Annotated in this window: 28 protein-coding genes; 7 read left to right on the forward strand and 21 right to left on the reverse strand. The window is 39.3% G+C overall.

Going from position 1 to position 24596, the window contains the following annotated elements; genetic code table 11:
* Window positions 1–77: 77 nt before the first annotated feature.
* The 9 genes from ACB089_RS18250 to ACB089_RS18290 all read right to left on the reverse strand — a co-directional run bounded on the left by ACB089_RS18250 (window position 78) and on the right by ACB089_RS18290 (window position 10469).
* On the reverse strand, window positions 78–1853 hold the full coding sequence (locus ACB089_RS18250) for an ATP-binding protein (RefSeq protein WP_374963285.1): 1776 nt from the start codon (window positions 1851–1853) through the stop codon (window positions 78–80).
* Window positions 1846–2562 carry a response regulator transcription factor gene (locus ACB089_RS18255; protein WP_374963287.1) on the reverse strand — a complete coding sequence of 239 codons (717 nt, stop codon included), beginning with the start codon at window positions 2560–2562 and terminating at the stop codon, window positions 1846–1848. The genes ACB089_RS18250 and ACB089_RS18255 overlap by 8 nt, the downstream gene beginning before the upstream one ends.
* A 181-nt stretch (window positions 2563–2743) precedes the next feature.
* Window positions 2744–3931 (reverse strand): c-type cytochrome biogenesis protein CcsB, encoded by a 1188-nt coding sequence (ccsB, locus tag ACB089_RS18260; protein WP_374963288.1) that lies wholly within the window; start codon window positions 3929–3931, stop codon window positions 2744–2746.
* Window positions 3928–5604: a cytochrome c biogenesis protein ResB gene (locus ACB089_RS18265; RefSeq protein WP_374963290.1), complete on the reverse strand. Its 1677-nt coding sequence runs from the start codon at window positions 5602–5604 to the stop codon at window positions 3928–3930. Before ACB089_RS18265 ends, ccsB begins: the two co-directional genes overlap by 4 nt.
* A 12-nt stretch (window positions 5605–5616) precedes the next feature.
* Window positions 5617–6150 (reverse strand): thiol-disulfide oxidoreductase ResA, encoded by a 534-nt coding sequence (gene resA, locus ACB089_RS18270; RefSeq protein ID WP_374963291.1) that lies wholly within the window; start codon window positions 6148–6150, stop codon window positions 5617–5619.
* Between the two features lie 505 nt (window positions 6151–6655).
* Complete coding sequence (locus tag ACB089_RS18275) at window positions 6656–7387, reverse strand: pseudouridine synthase (RefSeq protein ID WP_374963293.1); 732 nt, start codon at window positions 7385–7387, stop codon at window positions 6656–6658.
* 501 nt (window positions 7388–7888) lie between these two features.
* Complete coding sequence (locus ACB089_RS18280) at window positions 7889–8956, reverse strand: D-alanyl-D-alanine carboxypeptidase family protein (RefSeq protein WP_374963294.1); 1068 nt, start codon at window positions 8954–8956, stop codon at window positions 7889–7891.
* A 168-nt stretch (window positions 8957–9124) separates the two neighbouring features.
* On the reverse strand, window positions 9125–9718 hold the full coding sequence (scpB, locus tag ACB089_RS18285) for an SMC-Scp complex subunit ScpB (RefSeq protein WP_374963296.1): 594 nt from the start codon (window positions 9716–9718) through the stop codon (window positions 9125–9127).
* Entirely contained in the window at window positions 9690–10469 is a 780-nt protein-coding gene (locus tag ACB089_RS18290; protein ID WP_374963298.1) for a segregation/condensation protein A, read from the reverse strand. Before ACB089_RS18290 ends, scpB begins: the two co-directional genes overlap by 29 nt.
* Before the next feature lie 55 nt (window positions 10470–10524).
* Here ACB089_RS18290 and ACB089_RS18295 point away from each other — a divergent pair, with 55 nt between their 5' ends.
* Window positions 10525–11031: a DUF309 domain-containing protein gene (locus tag ACB089_RS18295; protein WP_374963299.1), complete on the forward strand. Its 507-nt coding sequence runs from the start codon at window positions 10525–10527 to the stop codon at window positions 11029–11031.
* Here the strand turns inward: ACB089_RS18295 and ACB089_RS18300 are convergent.
* The 6 genes from ACB089_RS18300 to spoIIAA form a co-directional block, all read right to left on the reverse strand.
* The gene (locus tag ACB089_RS18300; RefSeq protein ID WP_374963301.1) at window positions 11025–11399 is read right to left on the reverse strand and encodes a GNAT family N-acetyltransferase; all 375 of its coding nucleotides are present in this window, start codon (window positions 11397–11399) and stop codon (window positions 11025–11027) included. The two genes, ACB089_RS18295 and ACB089_RS18300, sit on opposite strands and share 7 nt — an antisense overlap.
* A gap of 199 nt (window positions 11400–11598) precedes the next feature.
* Window positions 11599–12918, reverse strand: coding sequence for a diaminopimelate decarboxylase (lysA, locus tag ACB089_RS18305; protein ID WP_374963303.1), 1320 nt, complete (start codon window positions 12916–12918; stop codon window positions 11599–11601).
* A 212-nt stretch (window positions 12919–13130) separates the two neighbouring features.
* On the reverse strand, window positions 13131–14573 hold the full coding sequence (locus ACB089_RS18310) for a spore germination protein (protein ID WP_374963305.1): 1443 nt from the start codon (window positions 14571–14573) through the stop codon (window positions 13131–13133).
* A gap of 15 nt (window positions 14574–14588) precedes the next feature.
* Complete coding sequence (sigF, locus tag ACB089_RS18315) at window positions 14589–15380, reverse strand: RNA polymerase sporulation sigma factor SigF (RefSeq protein ID WP_368635322.1); 792 nt, start codon at window positions 15378–15380, stop codon at window positions 14589–14591.
* 10 nt (window positions 15381–15390) lie between these two features.
* Window positions 15391–15831 (reverse strand): anti-sigma F factor, encoded by a 441-nt coding sequence (gene spoIIAB, locus ACB089_RS18320; protein ID WP_374963307.1) that lies wholly within the window; start codon window positions 15829–15831, stop codon window positions 15391–15393.
* Complete coding sequence (spoIIAA, locus tag ACB089_RS18325; protein ID WP_068983010.1) at window positions 15824–16177, reverse strand: anti-sigma F factor antagonist; 354 nt, start codon at window positions 16175–16177, stop codon at window positions 15824–15826. The genes spoIIAB and spoIIAA overlap by 8 nt, the downstream gene beginning before the upstream one ends.
* Window positions 16178–16475: 298 nt before the next feature.
* Here spoIIAA and ACB089_RS18330 point away from each other — a divergent pair, with 298 nt between their 5' ends.
* From ACB089_RS18330 to ACB089_RS18340, 3 genes are read left to right on the forward strand one after another with little or no spacing between them, the layout of a single operon-like run.
* Complete coding sequence (locus ACB089_RS18330; protein WP_374963310.1) at window positions 16476–16856, forward strand: hypothetical protein; 381 nt, start codon at window positions 16476–16478, stop codon at window positions 16854–16856.
* Complete coding sequence (locus ACB089_RS18335; protein ID WP_374963311.1) at window positions 16750–17205, forward strand: hypothetical protein; 456 nt, start codon at window positions 16750–16752, stop codon at window positions 17203–17205. The genes ACB089_RS18330 and ACB089_RS18335 overlap by 107 nt, the downstream gene beginning before the upstream one ends.
* A gap of 38 nt (window positions 17206–17243) precedes the next feature.
* Entirely contained in the window at window positions 17244–17489 is a 246-nt protein-coding gene (locus ACB089_RS18340) for a hypothetical protein (protein WP_374963313.1), read from the forward strand.
* A 53-nt stretch (window positions 17490–17542) separates the two neighbouring features.
* On the opposite strand, the gene ACB089_RS18345 is transcribed toward ACB089_RS18340, so the two are convergent.
* From ACB089_RS18345 to xerD, 3 genes are all read right to left on the reverse strand, one after another.
* Window positions 17543–18793, reverse strand: coding sequence for a thymidine phosphorylase (locus tag ACB089_RS18345; RefSeq protein WP_374963314.1), 1251 nt, complete (start codon window positions 18791–18793; stop codon window positions 17543–17545).
* A 15-nt stretch (window positions 18794–18808) separates the two neighbouring features.
* Window positions 18809–19990 carry a phosphopentomutase gene (deoB, locus tag ACB089_RS18350; RefSeq protein ID WP_374963316.1) on the reverse strand — a complete coding sequence of 394 codons (1182 nt, stop codon included), beginning with the start codon at window positions 19988–19990 and terminating at the stop codon, window positions 18809–18811.
* Window positions 19991–20078: 88 nt separating this feature from the next.
* Window positions 20079–20981: a site-specific tyrosine recombinase XerD gene (gene xerD, locus ACB089_RS18355; protein ID WP_374967591.1), complete on the reverse strand. Its 903-nt coding sequence runs from the start codon at window positions 20979–20981 to the stop codon at window positions 20079–20081.
* Between the two features lie 151 nt (window positions 20982–21132).
* On the opposite strand from xerD, the gene ACB089_RS18360 reads away from it, so the two are divergent.
* On the forward strand, window positions 21133–21258 hold the full coding sequence (locus ACB089_RS18360) for a hypothetical protein (RefSeq protein ID WP_374963317.1): 126 nt from the start codon (window positions 21133–21135) through the stop codon (window positions 21256–21258).
* 98 nt (window positions 21259–21356) lie between these two features.
* On the opposite strand, the gene ACB089_RS18365 is transcribed toward ACB089_RS18360, so the two are convergent.
* The 3 genes from ACB089_RS18365 to ACB089_RS18375 form a co-directional block, all read right to left on the reverse strand.
* Entirely contained in the window at window positions 21357–21821 is a 465-nt protein-coding gene (locus ACB089_RS18365) for a Fur family transcriptional regulator (RefSeq protein WP_374963319.1), read from the reverse strand.
* 124 nt (window positions 21822–21945) lie between these two features.
* Window positions 21946–22458 (reverse strand): hypothetical protein, encoded by a 513-nt coding sequence (locus ACB089_RS18370; RefSeq protein WP_374963321.1) that lies wholly within the window; start codon window positions 22456–22458, stop codon window positions 21946–21948.
* A 73-nt stretch (window positions 22459–22531) separates the two neighbouring features.
* Window positions 22532–23068: an NUDIX domain-containing protein gene (locus tag ACB089_RS18375; protein ID WP_068983017.1), complete on the reverse strand. Its 537-nt coding sequence runs from the start codon at window positions 23066–23068 to the stop codon at window positions 22532–22534.
* Window positions 23069–23144: 76 nt separating this feature from the next.
* Between ACB089_RS18375 and ACB089_RS18380 the strand changes: the two genes are divergently transcribed.
* Together ACB089_RS18380 and ACB089_RS18385 are read left to right on the forward strand one after the other, a co-directional pair.
* Window positions 23145–24044: an aldo/keto reductase gene (locus ACB089_RS18380; protein ID WP_374963323.1), complete on the forward strand. Its 900-nt coding sequence runs from the start codon at window positions 23145–23147 to the stop codon at window positions 24042–24044.
* Window positions 24041–24511 carry a VanZ family protein gene (locus ACB089_RS18385; RefSeq protein ID WP_374963325.1) on the forward strand — a complete coding sequence of 157 codons (471 nt, stop codon included), beginning with the start codon at window positions 24041–24043 and terminating at the stop codon, window positions 24509–24511. The genes ACB089_RS18380 and ACB089_RS18385 overlap by 4 nt, the downstream gene beginning before the upstream one ends.
* Window positions 24512–24596 lie beyond the last annotated feature (85 nt).

Below are 24596 nucleotides of genomic sequence, written 5' to 3' on the forward strand. Positions count from 1 at the left end.
TTACATCCAATTAATACCACTTTATCAATTATACATCGGCATAATTGCATCCGCTGAAAGAACTTAGTAGTGATGTATTAATCGAATGGTAAATAAAACGTGAAGGTAGTACCCTCTTTCAGCACACTATCTACCATAATATTGCCTGAATGAGCCTTGACAATATTTCTAGCAATAGCTAAACCTAGGCCAGTTCCACCTTTGGAACGTGTACGTGCCTTATCTGCTTTATAGAAACGTTCAAAAACATATGGTAAGTCCTCTTGTGGGATGCCATGCCCTGTATCCTGAACAGAAATTTTGGAAAAAGTCGGCTCTTTCTCAACCTTTACCGTTACTGACCCTTCAGTAGTATGACGGAGAGCATTATCAATTAAATTCGTTAACACCTGTTCAATCCGATCCTCATCTATACTAATCATAGCTTCGTCTTTAAATTCACTGTCAAATATTAGACGTACATGCTTCTCTTTTGCAACCTGTGCAAATTTTTGAGTAATACGTTCAAATGTTGAATTAATTGGGAGCTCATCCTTGTAAAGAGTCATATGGCCAGATTCCATACGTGCAAGATCTAATAAATCTGTTACGAGGCGTCCCATACGTTTTGATTCATCATAAATAATTTTGGTAATCTCATTTCGTTCTTCTTGATCTTGAATAAAATCATCATCCATTAAGGCCTCTGAATAGCCTTGAAGCATCGAAATTGGCGTCCGTAACTCATGAGACACATTGGCAATAAAGTCTGAACGTAGTTTTTCTAAACGATGTTGCTCTGTCATATCACGAATAACTGCAACGGCTCCACGTATCGATTCACCACTATAAAGGGGGCTAATCGTAAACGTATAGTAACTTCCGTCCATCTCGATTTCTTCTTCAAGCTTATCCTCAAACATCAGGACATGGTCAAGCATATGATAAAGCTCTGGTGGAATTGGTTTAGCACTTTGCGAGCCTTTATTGACAAACCATTTTTGCATTAAACGCTCTGCCGGTGGGTTGCTTAATAATATTGTACGATCACGATTAAACGTAATAACCGCATCAGTCATCGATGTCAAAATATTTGATAGCTGTTCATTTTCTTGATTGATAACTTCTAGATTGTGTTTCAATTGTCGTCCCATTTGATTAAAAGCAACAGCAAGCTGGCCGATTTCATCATTTTGTGTTGTCGGCATTTTCGCTTCAAAATTTCCTTTAGCAATTTCAAACGCCAATTCACGCATTTTACGCAGTGGTGATGTAATTCGTGATGATAGGAAAAAGGCAAAGAATGTCGTAAGGACAAAGGCAATGACAGCAGATAAAATGACAATTTTCGTCGTTTCATTCGATGTTTTATGTAGTACATCTGGACTTTGATAAATAAAGACCGCTCCGTGCACTGCATTTTCTACATTTAATGGGAAACCAAGCACGACATATGATTCCATTGTTTCTTTGTCTGTAGAAGACGGCATCATCATTTCTTTAATGATAGGTTCATCGGATTGAAAAATTTCGTGGAAAGATTTATTAGCTAGTATCGTATCTTGTATTTCTTTTTTATTTACACCTTCCTGCAAAGCAAACGATACTGCTTCATGGTTAATTGCAATAAGCGCATTCGTACTTTCAGGTAAAATTTCTTTTAATAATTCAGAAGTCGACTCCGCTGTTTCATTATCATCTACTATACTTGCAACAGTTGTTGCTATTTGACGCAAAGAGCTTTCTGCTTGCTGCATATGGTAATTTTGAAGAAACTCGAGCATTAAAACCGTGAAAACAAACAATACAAATGAAACGAGAAGCAATATGGTTACCCATAGCTTCCCGACAACACTATTCCATATTCTATTCATTAACAACCTCAAATTTGTAGCCAACGCCCCATACAGTAACAATCATCTTTGCAGCGTTTTCAGATACACGGTTGAGCTTTTCGCGTAAACGTTTGACATGTGTGTCAACTGTACGTAAATCGCCAAAGAAATCATAATGCCAAACTTCTTTTAGTAATTGTTCACGGTCAAATACTTTGTCTGGCGATTTCGCTAGGAAATAAAGTAATTCATACTCCTTAGGCGTTAAATTTACCTCGATACCTTCTGCTGTTACACGATGAGCATCATGATCAATCATTAAATGTTGGAACACAACTAAATCTTTTGAAGAAGATGCATTTGTCGAAGGTGAGAATGCTTGTGAACGACGTAATATGGCCTTCACACGTAAGACAACCTCACGAGGACTAAATGGTTTTACAATATAATCATCCGCTCCAAGCTCGAAGCCTTGTACACGATTCGCTTCTTCGCCTTTCGCAGTTAATAAAATAATCGGTGTTGCTGCTCGTTCGCGAATTTCCGCACATACTTCAAGCCCGTCTTTTTCAGGCATCATAATATCTAATAAAATACAATGATACTCTTTTTCTAAAGATTTTTCGATCGCTTGTTCACCATTTTCTGCTTCGTCAACAAAGTACCCTTCTCGCTCTAAATACATTTTTAATAAGCGTCGAATACGATCCTCGTCGTCTACTACTAATACTGAAATATTTTCTGACACTTTCACGATCCCTCTCTTCTAATCTTTCTCTACCCTCTATTGTACATCGTACAGCACATATTGAAAAGAAAAGAAAGCCTCCTTGCCACAGCAAGAAGGCTTTCTTTCTAATTACTAGCGACGTAAAAAATCTCATATGTGCTCAAATTAATCAGTTTTTTTAAAACGGATTCATTTCAGTTTAACTTGCAGCGTACGAGTGTAAACCTGCAATAATCAAGTTAACAGCAATTAAGTTAAACAGAATAATTCCGAAACCAATTAATGCTAACCATGCAGATTTTTCACCTTCCCAGCCTTTAGATAAACGTAAATGTAGGAACGCTGCATAGAACAACCATGTAATAAGTGCCCACACTTCTTTCGGATCCCATCCCCAGAAACGACTCCACGCTTGTTGTGCCCAAATCATTGCAAAGATTAAGGCCCCTAACGTAAATACTGGGAAACCAATTAACACTGAACGGTAACCGATTTCATCTACTAAATGTAAATTTACTCTTTGGACAAATGGTTGGAAAATCGCACTAATTCGACGTCGAGCAATTAAACGAATTAACAGGTATAGGATTGAACCTACTAATAATGACCAAACAACAGTTGTTAATTTCTTGGCATTTATGAGCGCTGGCATTTCTACTAATGGAGACATGCCATGTTCTTCTACTGCCTTATATTCATTCATCCCAAATAGCGGCGGCATATTGTAGGTAATTTGACGTTCAGTGCCTTCTTTATCAACATAAGTATAGTTTGACTCGTAGCCCATCGCACTATAAATTGAAGTAGCAACTACGAAACCAATTACTACCACAAGGAAGAACATTACTGCTTCTAACCAAAAACGTTGTTTAGAAGGCTTTTTCAAATCAACTACTTTTAATAAATAAATTAGTCCTGCTACAGCACTAATCGCTAAAATCGATTGACCTAAAGCAGCTGTAATAACGTGAATTGTTAGCCAGTGACTTTGTAATGATGGAACTAATGGACTTACTTCATTAGGGAACATTGCTGCATAAGCGATAATCAGTAACGCAACTGGTAACGCTATCAAGCCAAGTGCTGTTAATCGATAAATAAAATAAATTAGGATGAATGCCCCTACGATGAACATCCCGAACGCAGTGGTAAATTCAAACATATTACTAACAGGTGCATGACCTGTATAAATCCAACGAGTAATAAAATAACCAAGCTGCGATAGGAAACCAATAATTGTAACAATAATTGCAAGCTTGCCCCATTTATCAGTATTTTTACCTGTAGCATTCGATTGCTTTATCGAACCACCAAATAATAATGTTGCTACTAAATAAGCTATAAAGGCTACAAATAACAAGTTTCCACTTATATCAATCAAACTCATAAGGTGCTGTCACCTTCCTTTTTTTTAATGCCATGCTTTTTAGGCTTTTCGTCGTCTTCAGGCTTTTCTAATTGATCTTCATATTGTGGCAGTTCAGCAAATGAAGTAACGGCATCTAAATCCTTTTTCATACTGAACATATTTTTATTCACATGGGCAGCCATTAACACTCGACCATCCGGCTCCACCTGTAACCATAAACGTCGGTGATTCCAATACGATCCAATCACTACACCAATCATGAAAATAATACCACCTACAAATAAAATTGGTACTGTACTATCTTTACGAATTGTAAAGTTTGACGAATCTCGTGTATCTGCACCAGCAAATTTCATTCTATATTTGTTTTCACCAAGTGGTTCAAGCGGTGGCTTCATAATTTCTACAAAACTTACTTCACCTTTTGGAGTTTCTGGTGTTTTCATTCTAAATAAAAATGCTGGATTATTTGGTATTGATGTTTTTGTCTGTGGTTCTCCATTTTCAAAACCAGAAAAATCTGGTGTGTAAATAAGAATTTCAACTGATGAACCATTTCCTAAATCATATTCTTTTTTAGGATTCGTTAAATCAATTTCAATTTGACCAAGTGATTCATCTTCATTTGCTTTATTCACCAAATTAAAATTCATCTGCTTCAATTCATTAAGACGATAATTCATTTGATACAGCGCAAAACCATTTTCTTTTAACGGATGATTAACACGAATCGAGTAATCCTTCACTTTTTCAAGATTGTCTAAATCCCCTGGAAGAGCACCCTCAGGTTGTTTGTATAATGTAACGTCTGTTTGGTAGTTTTTCGCCATAACATTTACACCTTGAGCCAATTGCTCGCCCTGTGGCTTATTGTCATGGGTTTCCAAAGTAAATTCATTATTTTTAATAAAATAGCCGTCCATACCTGGTATAGCTCGTGTTTCTCCTTCACGGATCCAAATCGTCTCATCCACATGAAAACCAGGTACTAAACGCAACATAACACCTGCTAAAAAGATAATAAGACCGACATGATTTATGTATGGACCATACCGAGCAAAACGGCCGCGCTCTGCTAACAGTGCACTTCCATCGCGACGAACCTTATATTTTAATTCAGTCATTTTTTGCTCAACTTTATCTAGGGTTTCGTCAGGGTTTTGCACTTGTCCTTCCGCAATGATGCGTTGACGCTTCATGAAACTTTCATGACGTTTAACGCGTTGATTTTTCAAAGATTTATGCAATGGTATACCACGGTCTAAACTCGCAACAATAATAGAGATTGCAAGCATCCCTACCAAAATTTGGAACCATACAGTGCTGTACAAATCTGAAAGTCCTAAATTATTGTAGACTTTGCCAAACCAACCATACACTTTCTCATAATACTCTGCTTTGTTAGCTTCTGGAGCATTAACATACATTTCTTGAGGTAGAATTGTTCCAATTGACGCAGCGACTAACGTTATAATAATGAGGGTAATTCCCACTTTGACACTCGAGAAGAAATTCCAAATTTTATCAATAAATGTTTTGTTATACGTTTTTGAACGAATCGCCATACCGTCATAGCGCATATCTACAACTTTTGTTTCTTTACCTTCCTCAGTTAAAGGACGACCACATTTCTCACAAAGCTTCGTGCCATATGGGTTACTATGACCACACGCACAAATGATGTTTTCCATAGTCATTACTCCTTATTTCGGCTTCACTAATTCCATATACGAAGCAATTTTTTCCTCCGTCATCTCACCAGTAATAATTTTGACCACCTTACCATCTGGATCAATAAGGAGTGTTGCAGGTAATTGACCTACATTGTAGGCAGTCATAACGCTTTTTGTTTTGTCAATAACAACTGGGAACGTTAAATCGTATCTATCGACAAAACTCTGTACTTCAAAATCTGTTTGGGCAATATTGACAGCCAATGTTTGTACACCTTGATCTTTATAGATTTTATACTGACGGTCTATTGCAGGCATTTCCTTCTCGCATGGCTTACACCATGTTCCCCAGAAGTTCAAAAATACTCCCTGTCCTTTATAATCAGACAGCTTATGTTTCTCACCGTTTAAATCTACTAACGTGAAGTCTGGTGCTTCAGAGCCTACTTCTATTAACTCTACTTTATCCTTTGTTGCTGTTCCGTATACCGTGTAACCAATTGCTAATACTAACACTGCTAAAATAATGGTACGTATTACGAGACGTTTTTTCTTTTTCTCCAAGTTAATAAACCCCCCTATCAATTACGGCTTAGAGTAACTCCTATTGACGCTAAGCTTTTCATACAAACATTGATATATGTATAGATTTTACCGTCTAATTTACAACATGTATGTTTGTCATATTCTATACTTGCCATTCGCTTGTGCGTCTAACACCACCTGATAAACTATAGCAACAATTTCAACAGGTTAATCTTGATGTACTATTCTCACCTATTATAGCAAAATAAAACAAAAACGCTTAGCTAATAATTATGAATGATTTATGAACGATTTCACCACTAAGAAAGTGAAAACATCACTATACACATAGTGGTATATTCACTTTTGTTGAGAAAATGTTCATTTATCCGTACCGAAAACGCAACGTCAGGTACAAGACCCCCACCTCAAAATTAACCGAAAGTAAAGAAGTTAGATGGGAGGTTTACTTCCCGTAAAAGCCCGATTGGTGAACACTAATAATCAGTGGGGGATGAGGAACCCCACTGATTAAAATTTCACTTTATCCAATTTTCCCCGTCTCTGCTAACACTCGCAATTGTTTCACTTCATGCTTTGTCAATTCACGATATTCCCCCGGTGTTAGCCCAAATAAATCTAAAAAGGCAAAGCGCTCACGTTTCAGTTTAACAACAGGCGTACCGATTGCTTCGAACATGCGACGCACTTGACGATTTCGTCCTTCGTGAATAGTAATTTCACAGATTGCCTTACCTGCTGTTTCATCAAAAGAAGTCATACTAACTTGTGCTGGCGCAGTTTTTCCATCTTCTAGTTTAATCCCACGTTGAAGCTTTTTTAAACCTTCAATCGTTGGAACACCTTTGACACGTGCAATGTAAGTCTTGTCGATTTTAAACTTCGGATGTGTCAGCATATACGAAAATTCACCATCATTTGTCAATAACAACAAACCAGATGTATCATAATCAAGACGGCCCACTGGGAAAATACGTTGCGGAATATGCTTAAACAAATCTGTGACAGTTTTGCGTCCTTTGTCGTCTGTTACAGCCGATATCGTTGCACGTGGTTTATATAGTAAATAATAAACCTTATCTTCTTTCTCAAGCTTAACGCCTTCCACTTCTATCGTATCTGAGTTGGAAACCTTTGTACCAAGCTCACGCACTACGACTCCGTTCACCTTTACTTTACCTTCTACAATCAATTGCTCCGCCTTACGTCTTGATGCAACTCCTGCATATGCAATGACCTTTTGTAATCTTTCCATACTTTCACCTCTAGTTTTCTTTCACCTTGGTTTAGACACCAAAATTTAAACCTCATTCATTTATTAGGAATAAGATTATTTTTCCCGCTAATCTGTGAAAATTATGTCATACTTTTGTGCATTATTAAAGAAAAACTAATTACACACGAATAATTAGACTATTTTAAATACTTTTTCATCAACTATTTTTCTTCCAATTTATCCACTTTAACAGGCAGGAAACAGGTTGGGATGCACTGATTAAAGTCTCACTATATCCAAAACCCTTATCCCTTTTCATTTATTTCTAGTATACTCTGTTCGTCAAATAGCAAATCGCTTTCATTTATAAAAAATTTAATAAATCCCGACTGATGTAATTGTTGTCGCGCACGATAATTAGCCGCAGGACGTGTTGTGCTTAGACTGAGTTCCATAATTTCAGTTAGTGTCCCGCCATCGACTGAAACCTTCTCGACAAAAAAATTGCTGAATGAAAATAAAAAAATCAGCGTATCGCTTTTAACGATCCGCTGATTCAACAGTTACTGGCGTTGCATAAATACGCTGATCACCGATAAAAATGGATAATACAGCTTCCTGACGTTTCCTAGAAACATGTAATACCTGCCTTACTTTAGCCTTTTCCTCACTAGTTAACTGCAAACGAATTGGCTGCTCTAAACGTATTGCAAGCTTTTTGTTCACATTATATTTACCTTTTTTCACTACTGTTTCAAGACTATAATCTTCCCACACTTTGCTGGCTAATCCCCGATGTACATTCCAGTCATCTGATTCATTCAAGGTGACAACAATACAGGTTTGCCCGTCTTTTTGGAAGGCGGTTGCGAGGGTCCGACCAGCGACCTTTGTAAAGCCTGTTTTTCCAGCAAATGCTGAGCCTTTTGCTGATTTTAATGCACTGACAGGTTGTTGTCTCTCATCTATGTCACTAGCAACCCCTGACCCTTCTCGTAATAATCGGTGCTTATTTTCCCATAACATCCCGTTTTCAGTATTGGCACGAAATAAAACTGTTGAGGCAATCTTCTTGAACGTTTCATTTTGCAGAGCAATTCTCAGCATCTCAGCAGTATCTCTTGCAGACGATAAATGCTCATCATGGTGCAAGCCAGATGGGTTCATAAATACTGTATTTGTGAGACCCGAAACAACGGCTCGCTCATTCATTAACTTTACAAACCCTTCTACTGATCCCCCAGCATGCTCTGCTAAGGCTGTTGCTGCGTCATTACCTGAGCGTAGCATCAAACCATATAACAGTGTTTCCACCGTAACTGTTTCACCCGCCTGCAAGTAAATCGACGAACCTTCAGCCATTGCAGCTTTCGGAGAAATAACTACTTCATCTTGAAGATTGCTATTTTCGATAGCAACGAGCGCTGTCCAAATTTTTGTTAAGCTAGCAATTGGTAACCGTGCATCACTATTTGATGCTAATAAAACACGCCCCGTATCACCATCTAAGACAGCATATCCACTACCCCCTCGTGCGAAACTGGTTTGCGGAAGCATTAACATTACCACGACTATCATGAACAATATTAAACGTACTAACCGAAGCAACGAGCCACTCCTTATTAAAAGTAATTGGAAATCTAGATTATATTTATGTTTCAAGCAAAGCATTATACCTATCAATTATGCCTCGACATAATTCCGTGACATCCGCCGGAGGCTTTAACTTCTTACAGCGGCTCCCCCGCTGAAAGAAGTTAATTAGGCCTTGCTCATTTATTTTACTCCACTAAAAGTTTCTTGGAATTTCGTCATAAATAGATCGGTTTCTTGCTCTGTTTCAACTAGCTCATCTTCAGGTAAAGCCGGCATTTCTTCTATACTATTTAAACCAAAGTAGTTTAAGAATTCTTTTGTAGTACCATATAAGATTGCACGTCCTGTCCCTTCCGAGCGACCAACTTCCTTAATTAACCCTCTAGAAGCGAGCGTTTGTATTGGTCTTTCACATTTCACACCGCGCAAATCTTCAATTGCCACACGTGTAATTGGTTGTTTGTATGCCACAATCGCAAGTACTTCGAGTGAGGCTTGAGATAATGATTGAACCGTTGGATTTTCTACTAATCTTTGAATCGTATCTGCAAGTTCTGATTTTGTGATCAGCTGATAAACGCCAGCTATTTCTTTCACTGTAACGCCTCTAGCTAAATCTTCTTCATATGTTGTACGTAACGCTTCCATTGCCTGTACTACAATTTCATCCGCTTCGCCTAAAAGCTGCGATAATTGTTTAATAGTTAAGCCATCGTCTCCTACAACAAATAATAAAGCTTCTATACTACTCTGTAGCATTATTGTTTTCGTCATAATCCCATTCCTCCTTCTGTAAAGTAACCGTTAATTCTTCAAAGTTACCGTCTTGCTCTACGATGACGACCTGACGTTTCATCAGTTCAAGAAGAGATAAAAACGTCAGAATAAGCGTTGGCTTATCTTCATAGGGGAAAAGCTCGGAAAATGATGCACGTCCACCTGTAGACCGTAATGAATCAACCACTGAACGCATTTGATCCTTCACTGAGCGTTCCTGTCTCGCTACAGTTGTTTTTAGTGGTTTTTTTAATTTTTTTCGACGCATCAGTTTTTGAAAGGCCCCAAGCATATCATAGATGTTGACGTTCAAATCAAATAACGCCATTTGCTCATCTGATGCTAACTCTGATAAATCTGCTGGCGGCCTTGTAAATACCTGTGCCCGATCTGTTTCAAGCTCTTGCAGGCTACTCGCTGCTTCTTTATATTTCTTATACTCTATTAAACGTTGCACCAGTTCTTCACGAGGGTCTGGGCCGTCGACTTCTAATTCGGCATCTTCAAGCTCACCTTCATGAATTGGCAAGAGCATACGACTTTTAATAGCTAATAATGTTGCAGCCATCACTAAATATTCACTAGCCTCATTTAACTCCAGTACCTGCATTGCATGTATATGGTCGATATATTGTTGAGTAATTTCAGCCATTGGGATATCATAAATATCAATTTCCAATCTGTGAATTAAATGCAATAATAAATCAAGAGGCCCTGAAAAGGCTTCTAATTTTACTTCATAAGACATTGTTTTACCACCCTGAGATTCTATGTTCTTTTAGTATAGTGGAAAGGAGTCCAAAATGCATCCACAGCATCATACTTTATTTATAGACTACTGCGCATACTTCAATGGTCATCAAGATTTTTTTGAATGCCATGAAGTACTTGAGGAATTCTGGAAGGATATTGCTCCAGGTGATAAAAAGCACCCTCTCGTTGGTTACGTACAGCTCGCAACAGGTCTATATCATTGGCGACGTGACAATTATATAGGTGCTGCACGAATATTAGAAAAAGCACTCAATAATTTTCAACATAATATGGGGCATATTTTTTTTGACGAAATCGACTACGATAAACTACTAATACAACTATCAGATGCACTTTCTGCTATCCGAATGGGCAAGTCCTTCCAAGCATTTCAGCTTCCGCTTTCGCCCGTATTGGAGGAATTAGCGTTAGCACGTATACCGCTTTTACCATCAAGTAGCTCTAACTTTCTTCTTCATAAACATATGCTTCGAGACCGCTCACATATTCTTGCAGAGCGACAAGAAAGCAAACAAAGAAAAAGCAGACGTCAATGATCGTCTGCTTCTTCATCGATACAATTTATACATTTTTTAACAATATTACGCGTTTCCTCTGTTGCACGCACACTTTCATACTGGCCAAGGTCTGCTACTTCCTGCAGCATTTCCTTCGCAACACCCTCACCTCTATAGGAAGGGACAACGGATACATGTTGAATCGTAGCCATGCTATTACTGTCTGTTACAAGTCCAACAATGCCTACATACTCATCGTTCTTTTTCCATAAATATAAAACCCAATTATCATCATTTTCATAGGAGTGGATTGTCTCTTTGAGCTTTTTTATGTCTTTTTCGTTAGGCATAAACGAGAGTAGCCCCATTGCTATTTTCTCGAAAGCTTTTTTATATCGAATTAACATATTTGTCTATTCCCTCTTTTTCTAGCTGTACATAATCTTTGATTATCCTACACGATTTGTACTTGTATCGCAAGTCAATTTCTGTCTTACGAACCAGGTCCGAGAATACCCTTAGACGCCAACACCCAATAGACAACGCCCCACAACAAAATAAAAGTTGAAATGGACGCCAATAATACCCATTTGTTTTTTCTCAAATTTACTCACCCTTTTTTAACGTTAGCGGGAGATCGTTTTGTACAATATCTTCATAACTTTCGCGTCGAATTGCTAATTGATGCTTGCCATTTTCTACAAACACAACTGCTGGGCGTGGAACACGGTTGTAGTTACTCGCCATAGAATATCCGTAAGCACCTGTACAGAAGATTGCTAGCACATCACCAGAAGTTGCTTCCTGAAGCTTAGCATCGATAATTAATTTATCGCCCGATTCACAAAGCTTACCAGCCACTGTATATGTTTCATTTTTTGATTCATTCGCTTTACTTGCAATGACCGCCTCATACTTCGCATCATATAATGCTGGACGAATATTATCACTCATGCCACCATCGACAGCAATATATTTACGAACATTAGGTACTGTTTTTTGTGAACCAATTGTATACAGTGAAGTTCCTGCATCACCTACAAGTGATCGTCCTGGCTCAATCCAAATTTCCGGCATAGTTAGACCAAGTACAGTCGCTTTGTTCTTTACAACCGTAATCATATCCTCTACATATACTTGCGGCTCAAGCGGTGCATCTTCCTCAGTATAACGAATTCCGAAGCCCCCTCCTAAGTTTAACACAGTACATGTGAAATCGTGAGACTTGTTCCAATCAGAAATTTTATCAATTAGTTTTTTCCCTGCTAAGCCAAAGCCAGCTGTGTCAAAAATTTGAGAACCGATATGGCAGTGTAGTCCTAGAAGCTCTAGGTATTCATGGTTAAAAGTTTGTTGGAAAGCCTCATCTGCTTGACCGTTATTTAAGTCAAAGCCAAACTTAGAATCTGCTTGACCTGTCGTAATAAAATCATGTGTATGTGCCTCAACTCCTGGTGTGACACGTAGTAAAATACGCATTTTTTGTTGACGGCGCTCTGAAATCTCTTGTAAAAGCTGAATTTCATAGAAGTTATCCACGACAATACAACCGATTTTCGAGTCAAAAGCTAATTCTAATTCAGCAATGCTTTTATTATTGCCATGGAAATGAATGCGCTCTGCAGGGAATCCAGCTTTTAAAGCTGTAAATAATTCCCCTCCAGAGACAACATCTAAAGATAGATTTTCTTCTGCCGCTAATTGGTACACAGCTACACATGCAAATGCTTTTGAAGCATAAGCTACTTCTGCTTTTACACCTAGTTTTTTAAACGTATCAATAAAGCTTCGTGCACGCTTTCGAATGAGCGCTGTATCATACACAAATAAAGGTGTACCATACTCTTTTGCAAGCTCTAGTGTATCTACCTGTCCAATTGTTAAATGACCATCTTCAGAAATCGCTTGTGTTCCATATAAATGCATGTGCATCTCTCCCTTTTCACATCGTTCCATCTTGTGATCAATTGCACCTCAAATTTAGAATGAATGTAGCAATCTTAGGCTACTATCCTTATTTAGAGGGATTACTTCATTCAATACCGTGTCGTATTTTGTTGAATAAAAATAATTTTTGCAAAAATCACAAAATACTATAGATGAACTTTATCACATGAAAAAAACGAGTGCAACGGCTTCTACGATCTTTTTCGCTGTTTAGAATCGACTACATAAGGTCTTAATGCATCTACTGTCATTGGGAAACGGATAAGTACACGAAGCATCGCATTCGGAAAGAACGGAATAAGCGGCCACAAATACGGCGCTTGCATCGGACGCAATGAACATAAATACGTAAATAAGATAAAGATCCCGATAAATAACCCATTAACTCCCCAAATACCAGTCATTATTAATAACCCTAGTCTAAAGAATTTAACGGAGATACCTAGCTCATAAGACGGAATAATAAATGTCAGAATAGCTGAAATAGCTGTATATAACACTACTTCTGGAGAGAATACCCCAACATCAATTGCAATCTGACCAATAACTATACCTGCAACCAACCCCATCGCAGTCGATAAAGGTGATGGGGTATGAATGGCGGCCATCCTCAAAAATTCTATCCCTATATCTCCAATCAGTATTTGCAGTAAAATTGGGATATGCGATTTTTCCTTTTCACCTAAAAAGGATAACGCATCCGGTAAATATGTCCCATGCGTTGCAAATAAATACCATAAAGGCAATAATAATAAACCCACAATTACCCCAAAATAGCGCATAAAACGGACAAAGGTTCCAACTGTCGGTGCCTGTCTATACTCCTCAGCGTGTTGCAGTAAATGAAAAATAGTTGCAGGCACAATAATGACGGAAGGAGACGTATCAACCATAATGGCTACATGGCCCTCTAGTAAATGCGCTGCGGTAATATCCGGTCGTTCCGTATAACGGACAAAAGGCACTGGATGGAACTTTTGTTTAAACAGCCATTCCTCTAGTGATTTATCAGCCATTGTCAAGCCATCATGGTGAATTTGTCCAAGGCGCTGTCGCAATTTATCGAGCATTTCATCATTCGCAATACCCTTTATATACGCAAGTGCGACATCGGTTTGACCGATTTCGGATATTTTATGTAGCTCGAAACGTAAATTACTATTACGAATTCGCCGACGAACCAAACCAACATTTTGTGAAATACCTTCAATAAAGCCGTCCCTAGAACCACGAATAACCTTTTCATTGTCAGGCTCCTCAGGTGAACGCCCTGGATAATTTCGAATATCAGCAACATAGGCATAACCACTTTTAGTTACAAAGGTTACTTGTCCACTTAATGTATCTACTAAAAAGGTTTTGCGTTCCGTTTCCTCTGATCTGCCTTGGAAATTGAAATAGGCTTCAAAATACTCCTTTTCATCCTCAACATCAATGTCCTCATCAGGCATCATATTAGAGAGTAATTGTGTTAACACTACTCCATCTACAAGTCCGCTTATATATACGCAAAGAACCGGCAAATCTTTGACAAATAAATGCTTAATATTAACGTCAAATGATTCGCCGTCACCAAATTGCTCTTTAAGAAAACTTTCGGCTTCTTCTAAGCTGTTAAATAGTTTATTTGTCATGCTGTCACCATTTTCTTAAATGTCTTTTTTTACTTCTTCCTGTTCAACTGTGGCACTTGTGGCCATCCAATTTTTCAATTGGGCTAGAATTTTTTTCTCTAATCGTGATACCTGAACTTGTGATATGCCAAGCCTGTTAGCAATTTCAGTTTGGGTACAATCTGAGAAATATCGTAAATAAATAATTGATTGCTCTCTAGGCTCAAGTCTTGTGAGCACCTCTTTTAGTGGAATATAGTCAAATGGCTGCTCGGATTTTTCGTCCTTCATCTGATCCATTAATGTAATAGAATCGCCTTCACTTTCATACAATTGCTCATGCAATGAAGCAGGATCTCTCAATGCATCTGAAGCTGTTACAATTTCCTCAGTTGTGACTCCAAGAACCTGTGCTAACTCATGAATGGTTGGCGGATGCTCATTTTTTTTAATGAATTCATCAGTTGCATGACGAATTTTAAAATTAAGCTCACGAATAGACCTGCTAACTTTCACCATACCATCATCCCTTAGAAATCGCTGAATTTCACCGATGATCATTGGTACAGCATATGTCGAAAACTTTACATCATACGTTAGATCAAATTTATCCACAGACTTCATGAGTCCTATGCAGCCAATTTGGAATAAATCCTCGAGCTCCACACCTCTACTTGTAAAGCGTTGGACGATAGACCACACAAGCCTCGTATTCCCCTCAATCATTCGTTTACGAGCCTCATGATCGCCCTGCTGTGCACGTGCAATTAAATCTCGCATTTCTTCCTGTGACAAAAGCTTATCGGACGACTGTTCTAGCGGCTTCACAATCGCAACCTCACATTACCGCTGTTCGAACCGAGTAAAATTTCTTCGTAAACGTGACAGTTGTACCTTCATGCCACTTGGACATTACTGTCAACTGATCTGAAAAACTATCCATAATTGTAAAGCCCATACCTGAACGTTCCATCGCACTTTTCGTCGTATATAACGGCTCCATAGCTTGGCTTACATCCTCAATGCCAATCCCTTTATCCAAAACAGACACGGTTACAATATCATCCTCACGTTTTGCATGAACTGTAACAACGCCTTTACCATCCTCTTCATAACCGTGAATTATGGCATTAGAAACAGCCTCTGAGACAACCGTTTTAAATTCGGACAGCTCATCAATAGTTGGATCTAATTGTGCGATAAAGCCTGTCACAGCTACACGCGCTAAGGCTTCATTTTCACTAAGTGCTAAAAAAGTTAATGTCATTTCGTTATCCATTTACAATCCCCCTAACTCGCTCAATCGCTTCTTCTTCTGTTGCATCCATCATCCACGGCCCTAAACCTGAAAATTGAAATACTTTTCGATTTGTCGGCGATGGATTCAATAAAACTGTTCGTCCAGCGACCGCCTCTAACTCGCGCATTCGACCAAGCACTAAACCTACACCTGAACTATCCATAAAGGAAAGCCCCTCTAAGTTCCAAATAATGGTCGTTACAGCGCCCTGAAAAATTGCTGCAGATATTTTAGCTCGAATTTGCTCTACTGCATGATGATCGAGCTCCCCAAATAAACGTATAACCACTGTCTCTCTTGTTACCATTTCTAATTGAAAATGCATGAACATCGCCTCCTCCTCGTGCAATTCCACATTCAATGTGGTGAATCCTTGCGGCTGACAGAACTAGTGCAAAGTCTTCCGAAATAGTGTCAAATCGACATACTTATAGCTTTTTAGGTTAAGTGCAGTATGGGATAAATCAACATTTTTTAAACATAACAGACACTTTTCACAAGAATTATTATGATGATCAATTATCCCGAGGCATAATCCATAATTGCGTTCAGAGGCTTTGTGCTTGCGCAAAGAATTCCTTTCTTATTACGAAGTCTATCCGTCTATTTGGTGATTCAATCCGATGCTTCGGCTTTTTTCCGTCGCTTTGTCGGTTCTATCCGTTGCTTTGGCGGTTCTTTCCGTCGTTTTAGCTTTTCCTTCCTTCGCTCGGGCTCTTCTTTCCGTCGCTCTGGCTTCCTTCCGGCGCTTCGACTCATCTTTCCGTCGTTTTAGCTTTTCCTTCCGTCGCTTCGGCTCTTCCTTCCGTCACTCGGGCTCTACTTTCCGTCGTTTGGCCGGTTCTATCCACGATTTCGACTCTTCTATCCACGACTTTACCGGTTCTATCCACGACTTTGGCTGTTCTATCCGTCGCTTCGGCTCTTCCTTCCGGCGCTCGGGCTTTTCTTTCCGTCGCTCTGGTCTCTTTCCGTCGCTTCGGCTTTTCTTTCCGTCGCTTTGAATCTACCTTCCGTCGCTCCAGCTTCTTTCCGTCGTTTGGCCGGTTCTATCCACGACTTTGCCGGTTCTATCCGTCGCTTTGGCTCTTCTTTCCGTCGCTCTGGCTTCCTTCCGGCGCTTCGACTCATCTTTCCGTCGTTTTGGCTCTTCCTTCCGTCGCTTCGGCTCTTCCTTCCGTCGCTCGGGCTCTTCTTTCCGTCGCTCTGGTCTCTTTCCGTCGCTTCGGCTTTTCTTTCCGGCGCTTTGAATCTACCTTCCGTCGCTCGGGCTCTTCTTTCCGTCGCTTCGACTCTTCCTTCCGTCGCTGGAGCCTTTCCTTCCGTCGCTCTGCCTTCTTTCCGTCGCTTTAGCTTTTCCTTTCGTCGCTCTGGCTCTACTTTCCGTCACTTTGACTCTCCCTTCCGTCGCTTCGACTCTTCCTTCCGTCGCTCGGGCTCTTCTTTCCATCGCTCGGGCTCTTCTTTCCGTCGCTTCGACTATTCTTTCCGTTGCACTAGCTTCTTTCCGTCGTTTGGCCGGTTCTATCCACGACTTTGCCGGTTCTATCCACGATTTCGACTCTTCTATCCACGACTTTGCCGGTTCTATCCACGATTTCGACTCTTCCTTCCGCCACTTCGACTTCCTCTTTTAAAACAGCAAAAAGCGAGAACCCCTTTGTTAAAGAGAGTCCTCGCTTCATATTGTTTATATTATTGTAAAAGCTTGCTGTACTTTTTCGATTGTTTCCTCATCAATTTGACGATTTGAATGTAAATAAGCAATCGGTTCGTCAGTACGAACAGGGTCGCCTTTTTTGGCAATCAAGTGAATACCTGCATCATAATCAAGTTCAGATTCCTTTGTTAATCGACCTGCACCAAGACTAACGCTTGCTTCTCCGATTAATAATGCATTAATCGTCTCGACAGTGCCTTCAGAAGACGCTTTGACAGCTACTTTGTTTGCTGTGTCTTTTTGCACAAGATCAGCTAAATCGCCACCCTGTGCTACGATAAATTCATCAAATTTTGCAGCTGCTGAACCATCCTCTAACACTCGTTTAACAGCTGCCGTTGCTTCGGCCTCATTTACTCCTGCTGCAACCTGGTACATAAGCGAAGAAATAATAATACATTCCTCAAGCAGATCCTCATGTGTTTCATCCATACGTCCACTTAGTAAAGCATATGCTTCTACTACTTCAAGCTTATTACCAATCATTTTACCTAATGGATTATCCATATCACTAATATGCGCGACTACTTTACGCCCTAGCTTTTCACCAATTGCCGTCATCGTATCAGCTAAAACTTGCGCTTCTTCTTCTGTTTTCATAAATGCACCAGAGCCACATTTAACATCGAGCACAATGCCGTCTGCACCACTTGCTATTTTCTTACTCATGATGGACGCGGCAATTAGTGGAATTGAATCGACAGTACCCGTCACATCTCGTAATGCATACAATTTTTTGTCAGCTGGTACAAGATTACCTGTTTGACCAGCAACTGCAATTTTATGTTTATTGACATTGTCGATAAATTCCTGTGATGAAAGCTCCGTTTTAAAGCCACGAATCGATTCTAATTTATCGATTGTACCACCTGTAATGCCTAGACCCTTGCCACTAAATTTCGCCACTGGAATATCTAGCGCGGCAATTATTGGCGTGACAATTAGTGTGACTTTATCGCCTACACCACCTGTCGAGTGTTTATCAATTTTAAACCCTTCAATAGATGTTAAATCAATAACATCACCAGATTCTATCATTGCCTTCGTTAAATAGAATATTTCATCATCTGTCATGCCCAATAAGCGAATTGCCATTAATAGGGAACTCGCTTGATAATCAGGAATTGAACCAGTAGTGTAGCCTTCTACGAAATACTGAATTTCAGCCTGTGATAGCGCTTTGCCCTGCTTTTTCTTTTCAAACAGCTGTGCCATATTCATATCGATAGATCCCCCTTATTTTAAATCACCTAAGAAACTTTTACCGAATGCTGGTGCTTCTACTTGGAAGTTTTCAGCAACTGTCGCTGCAATATCTGCAAAAGTTTCACGAAGTGTTAGCTCGCTACCACCATTAAAGCGTGGTGAATAGATAATTAACGGTACATATTCACGTGTATGGTCTGTCCCAGGGAATGTTGGATCATTACCGTGGTCTGCTGTAATGATTAGTAAATCATCTTCTGTCATTGCCTCAGTAATTTCTGGTAAACGCGCATCAAATTCTTGTAGTGCGTTACCATAACCTAGTGGGTCACGTCGATGTCCAAAATTCGCATCAAAGTCCACTAAGTTTAAGAAGCTCATACCATGGAAATCACGACGCGCTACCTCTGCAAACTTATCCATACCATCCATATTATTTTTCGTACGTACTGCATCTGTGACACCTTCACCATTGAAAATATCAGAAATTTTCCCGATTGCTATAACATCTAAGCCTGCATCCTTTAGGACATTCATCGTTGTACGACCAAATGGCTTTAACGCATAGTCATGACGATTAGATGTACGTGTGAAGTTTCCTGGTGTACCGACAAATGGACGAGCAATCACACGGCCAACTAAATATTCTGGTTGCAATGTTAGCTCACGAGCAATTTCACAAATTTTATACAGTTCCTCTAACGGTATAATTTCCTCATGTGCAGCAATTTGCAAAACAGGATCAGCAGATGTATAGACAATAATTGCTCCTGTCTCCATATGCTCCTTGCCGAAGTCCTCGATCACTTGTGTCCCACTTGCAGGTTTATTGCATAGCACTTTACGGCCTGTACGTTTTTCAAGCTCTGCAATAAGCTCTGCAGGGAATCCTTCAGGATATACCTTAAACGGTTTATCAATATTCAACCCCATGATTTCCCAATGCCCTGTCATAGTATCTTTACCAACAGATGCTTCTTGCATTTTTCCGTAAAACGCTTTTGGTTTATCAGTAGCTTGCAGACCTTGTAACGGTTCAATGTTCGCTAAGCCGAAAGACTCCATATGTGGCATTGTAAGCCCATTCATTTTTTCTGCGATATGTCCAAGAGTATGTGAACCCACATCTCCAAAGTCCGCTGCGTCTGGAGCTTCACCAATTCCAACTGAGTCCAATACTACTACATGGATTTTTTTAAATGGTTTATTCATAATTGTTGCCTCCTAATCTCTTGTCTTTATTTTATCAAAAAACAGCGAAAAATAAAGGTCAGACCTCCGACTAACGTAAATTTCTCTCTTAAGCGCGTGGATGGAATTGCTTATATACCTCTGATAGTCGGGATTTACTAATATGAGTATAAATTTGTGTTGTGGAAATATCTGCATGTCCAAGCATCTCCTGTACTGCTCGTAAATCAGCTCCATTTTCCACTAAATGTGTTGCAAAGGAATGACGTAATATATGCGGCGTTAACTCATGTTGGATACCTGCCTTTAAAGCGTGCTCCTTCATTAATTTCCAACAACCTTGCCTTGTTAAACGTTTTCCTCTTTGATTAATGAAAAACGCATCTGTTTTTGGGTATTTTCCTTGTAATTGACTCCGTGCACCATCTAAATAAGTGCTTAATGCGGATAAGGCGCTTTTTCCAAGTGGAATGATACGCTCCTTGCCGCCCTTACCAAAAACACGGACAAAGCCCATCGTTAGGTGAATATCAGCTAAATCCAAAGCAATCAGCTCACTAATGCGCATCCCTGAACCATATAATAACTCTAACATGGCTACGTCCCGGACGCCCTGTGGTTTGCTGCGATTTGGTGCTACTAATAAAGCTTCAATTTCTTCAATAGAGAGGATATTTGGGAGCTTTTGCTCAATGGTTGGCATTTCTAAATGGACTGTCGGATCTGTTTCCGCTCGCTTTTCTCGCAGTAAAAATTGATGGAAACTACGAATAGAGGAGATATGGCGAGCAACCGTACGACTTGTCTTTCCTTGCATTCGCAACTGTTCTAAATGACGTAAAATGGTCATTCTCTCCACTTTACGAAAATCAGACATACCCTCAGCTTCCCGCAAAAAATTCACATAATTTTCTAAGTCTCGGCGATAGGATGCTAATGTATTATCGGATAACTGCCGTTCTACTTGGATAAAATGGATATAATCCTCTATTGCATATTGAAATTCATTCATCATAGCGCCCCCTTACTGTCAATTATTCTCTATTTTAGCACGGCTAATAGAATTGTGCTAAATCACCCTCTTATTCTAATTGAAGATGATTAAAATACTCTACAAACGCTAGTGTAAAGTTGCTATATCAAATGTTTGGGAGAGACACAATATGAAGCTTAGTGAATACCCTTCTCTTTATGGCGTTCTAACCATTGATTCGACGGTTCTATCCGTCGCTTCATTGATTCTATCCGTCACTTCCACTCTTCTATCCATCGCTTCAGCCTTTCGGTAGAATTGAAATATTGTAGAACCAAATAATTTGTTATTCAAACAAAACAAAAAACCGCCTGATTCAATCTAAAACTTAAGATTAAAACAGACAGCTTCTTGTTATTTTTCTTCATTCGATTCGTCGTTATTATCATGACAGCGCCAGCAAATGCCGTGGAAAGTTAGTCGGTGATCCTTAATGATAAAGTTCCAACGTTTTTCCACAACGGCTTCCACATCTTCAAGTAAATCTTCTTGAATTTCATCAACCGCACCACATTCGATACAAACAAGATGATGATGGAAATGCGCAGCTCCCTCTTGGCGTAGATCATAGCGCGAAACGCCATCGCCAAAGTTGATTTTGTCGACAATTTTGAGCTCAGTTAGTAACTCTAACGTTCTATAGACAGTAGCAAGACCAATTTCTGGTGCCTTTTCTTTTACTAAAAGGTAAACGTCTTCTGCACTTAGGTGGTCTTCCTCGTGCTCAAGCAGTACAGCAACTGTTGCTTCTCGCTGCGGCGTCAGCTTATAACTAGCACTATGCAACTGTTTTTTTATACGATCAATTCGGCTTTCCATGTGACGCCCCCCTAAACTCTTTCCATTATACCAAAGGAGTAAATCCTATTACAAGATAGTGTATAGATTTCAAATAAGCTTTTGTATGTTTTTAGCTGATGTTAATTTACGCGAATAATCTCCATCATTTTAATACATAAGTAATAACAATAAACTCAGCCACTATTATGATGAAAAATGCGATAAAATTCAACAATATTGTCCGACCATGTACATTTTTTCCGATTTTTCGCTTTGACCAAGCTGGTACAAGTAAATTGCATAGGACTAGCAACAATATACAATAGATGAGCTGAAATGGAAACCACCAAATCGTATAAACCCAAAAGGCTTCAAGTTTTTGTAATAAAAAAACCGAGCTAAAGCCAAAAAAGGTTGCACGCATCGCTACGGTTACACGGACAAATACCTTCAAAACACTATGTGTTGCAAGCAATAGCACAAGAGCTATTGAAACAGCAACAGGTAATACTAAACGAAATATAGAATGCCTGTCCCCGTCTGCTAAACGAGGCTCTATAAATAAAATAAAAGGCTCTGCATTCGGCCCACCAATAATATGAAAGAAGATAACGCCACAAACGAAACTTACTGCAATAATGGAAGCGTGATAAAATATAGACACCGTACGAGACATAAACATGCTCCTTTTCTATCAAGGTTTGTACAGCTTATGCTCGTCCTCTTCTATTATGCTAAAGTTTATTTTCTTATTGTGTCGCCAGCCAAAGTACTGCAAACGCTGTCTTAGCGTCAAATATACGCTCATCTGCAACCATTTGCCCCGCCTCTTCCAACGAAACTTCTAATAAATCGACAAATTCATCTTCATCTAAATCTGCTTTGTTTTCAATTTTATATAATTCTTTTGCCACAAATAGATGAATGATTTCATCTGCGAAGCCTGGTGACGTTGCAAATGCTTGTAAAAAGGTAAAGCTCTGAGCACCGTAACCTGTTTCTTCCTCTAATTCACGGCGTGCTGTAACAATCGGTTCCTCACCAGGTTCAAGCTTTCCAGCTGGAATTTCAATTATGGAACGTTCTAAAGCTTTACGGTATTGCTCTACTAACACTAATTTTCCTGCATCAGTAACAGCAATAACCGCTACTGCACCCGGATGCTTAATAATTTCTCTTTTTGCAACATGACCATTCGGTAATGTGACATCATCAATCTGTAGTTTCACAATTTTCCCGTCATAAATGGGTGTAGTCTTTGTCGTTTTTTCCTCAAACTTTTTCATTGACTATAACCTCGCTTGTTCTTCAGATATGTTCATTGTACCATTACAAGTAGAGAAATCGAAGGAGGTCATTTGCATGAAAAAAAGACAGCTCGGCTCGAGCGAATTGTTTATTTCAGAAATTAGTTTAGGGGGCATGTCTCTTTCGACAGATAAGAAGAAGGCAGCTGGTATTATCGATATGGCACTAGATGCTGGCATCAATTATATCGATACGGCCGATTTATATGACTTTGGCACTAACGAAGAGATAATTGGCACTATTTTAGGAAAGCGCCGTCAAGATGTAATCGTAGCTACGAAAGTTGGTAACCGATGGACAGAAGGTAAAGAAGGATGGCACTGGGATGCATCCCCGGCTTATATAAAGGAAGCTCTACACGCTAGCTTAAAACGACTAGGTACTGATTTTATAGATGTTTATCAGTTACATGGTGGCACTATTGAAGACGACTGGGATGGAATTATTGATACATTTGAAAGTTTGAAAAAGGATGGACTGATCAGAGAATACGGCATTTCCTCTATTCGACCAAATGTACTAAAGTGTTTTTTACCAGCAAGTTCTGCAAAAAGTATCATGATGCAATATAGTGCTTTAGATCGTCGTCCAGAGGAATGGCTCGACTTTATTGCTGGCGAAGGGGCTTCCGTTATAACACGCGGTACTGTCGCAAAGGGTTTACTTACTAATAGCTGGAAAGAACGTTTACAGCGCGTCAATGGCTTTAACACATATACAGCGGACGCATTAACAACAGCATTAACAGACTTAGCTACACATTATGACGATTTACATGCACTAGCAATCGCCTTTAATTTAAAGGAGCCTACTATAGCCTCAACGGTAATAGGTGCAAGCTCACAAGAACAACTTGCACAAACACTCGCTGCCTATGAAAAAATAGATTCAATAACAGATTTTACAGCGGTAAATGAACTAACAAAAACAGAACAGTATACAGATCACCGATGAAGAAATGGCTTGTCTTAATCACGTTTTTAGTAATACTTGCTATTTCCTCTAGCATGACCTATGAACAACAAAGTATACTTCCAGAATTAGAAGACGCATTGGCAAATAAACCTTTCGAGAAGCAATTATCTGTTTTAAAAATACCTTATTGGGACACAGTTGTTTCTGTTGAAGAGCGCGGTTACTTTAAATTTTTAGAATTTTTAATTCGAAAATTAACGCATTTTGTTGGATTTGGTTGTATCGCACTTGGTATTTACTTTGCATGGGGAAAACGGCGGTTCGCTGCAGGTATCGCTATTGCCGGAACAGCCCTTATTGCAATACTAGATGAGTTTCGTCAAAGCTTTACACCAGGACGTATGATGAGTGGACAGGATGTTATTTTGGATACAGCTGGAGCGATTGTTTTTGTAGGGATTGTAGTGTTGGTGAAGAAAATTTTCAAAAGACAAAGGGCACGCTAAAAAATTTATCAAAATTACTTGATTGAACTCCATGTTGTTATGAAAGAAACTATGCGAAAGTGTTTGATTGTTGAAGTTGTTACTA

Origin of the sequence: Lysinibacillus sp. RS10 (genome assembly GCF_041956855.1) — a bacterium.
Taxonomy (GTDB): domain Bacteria; phylum Bacillota; class Bacilli; order Bacillales_A; family Planococcaceae; genus Lysinibacillus; species Lysinibacillus xylanilyticus_A.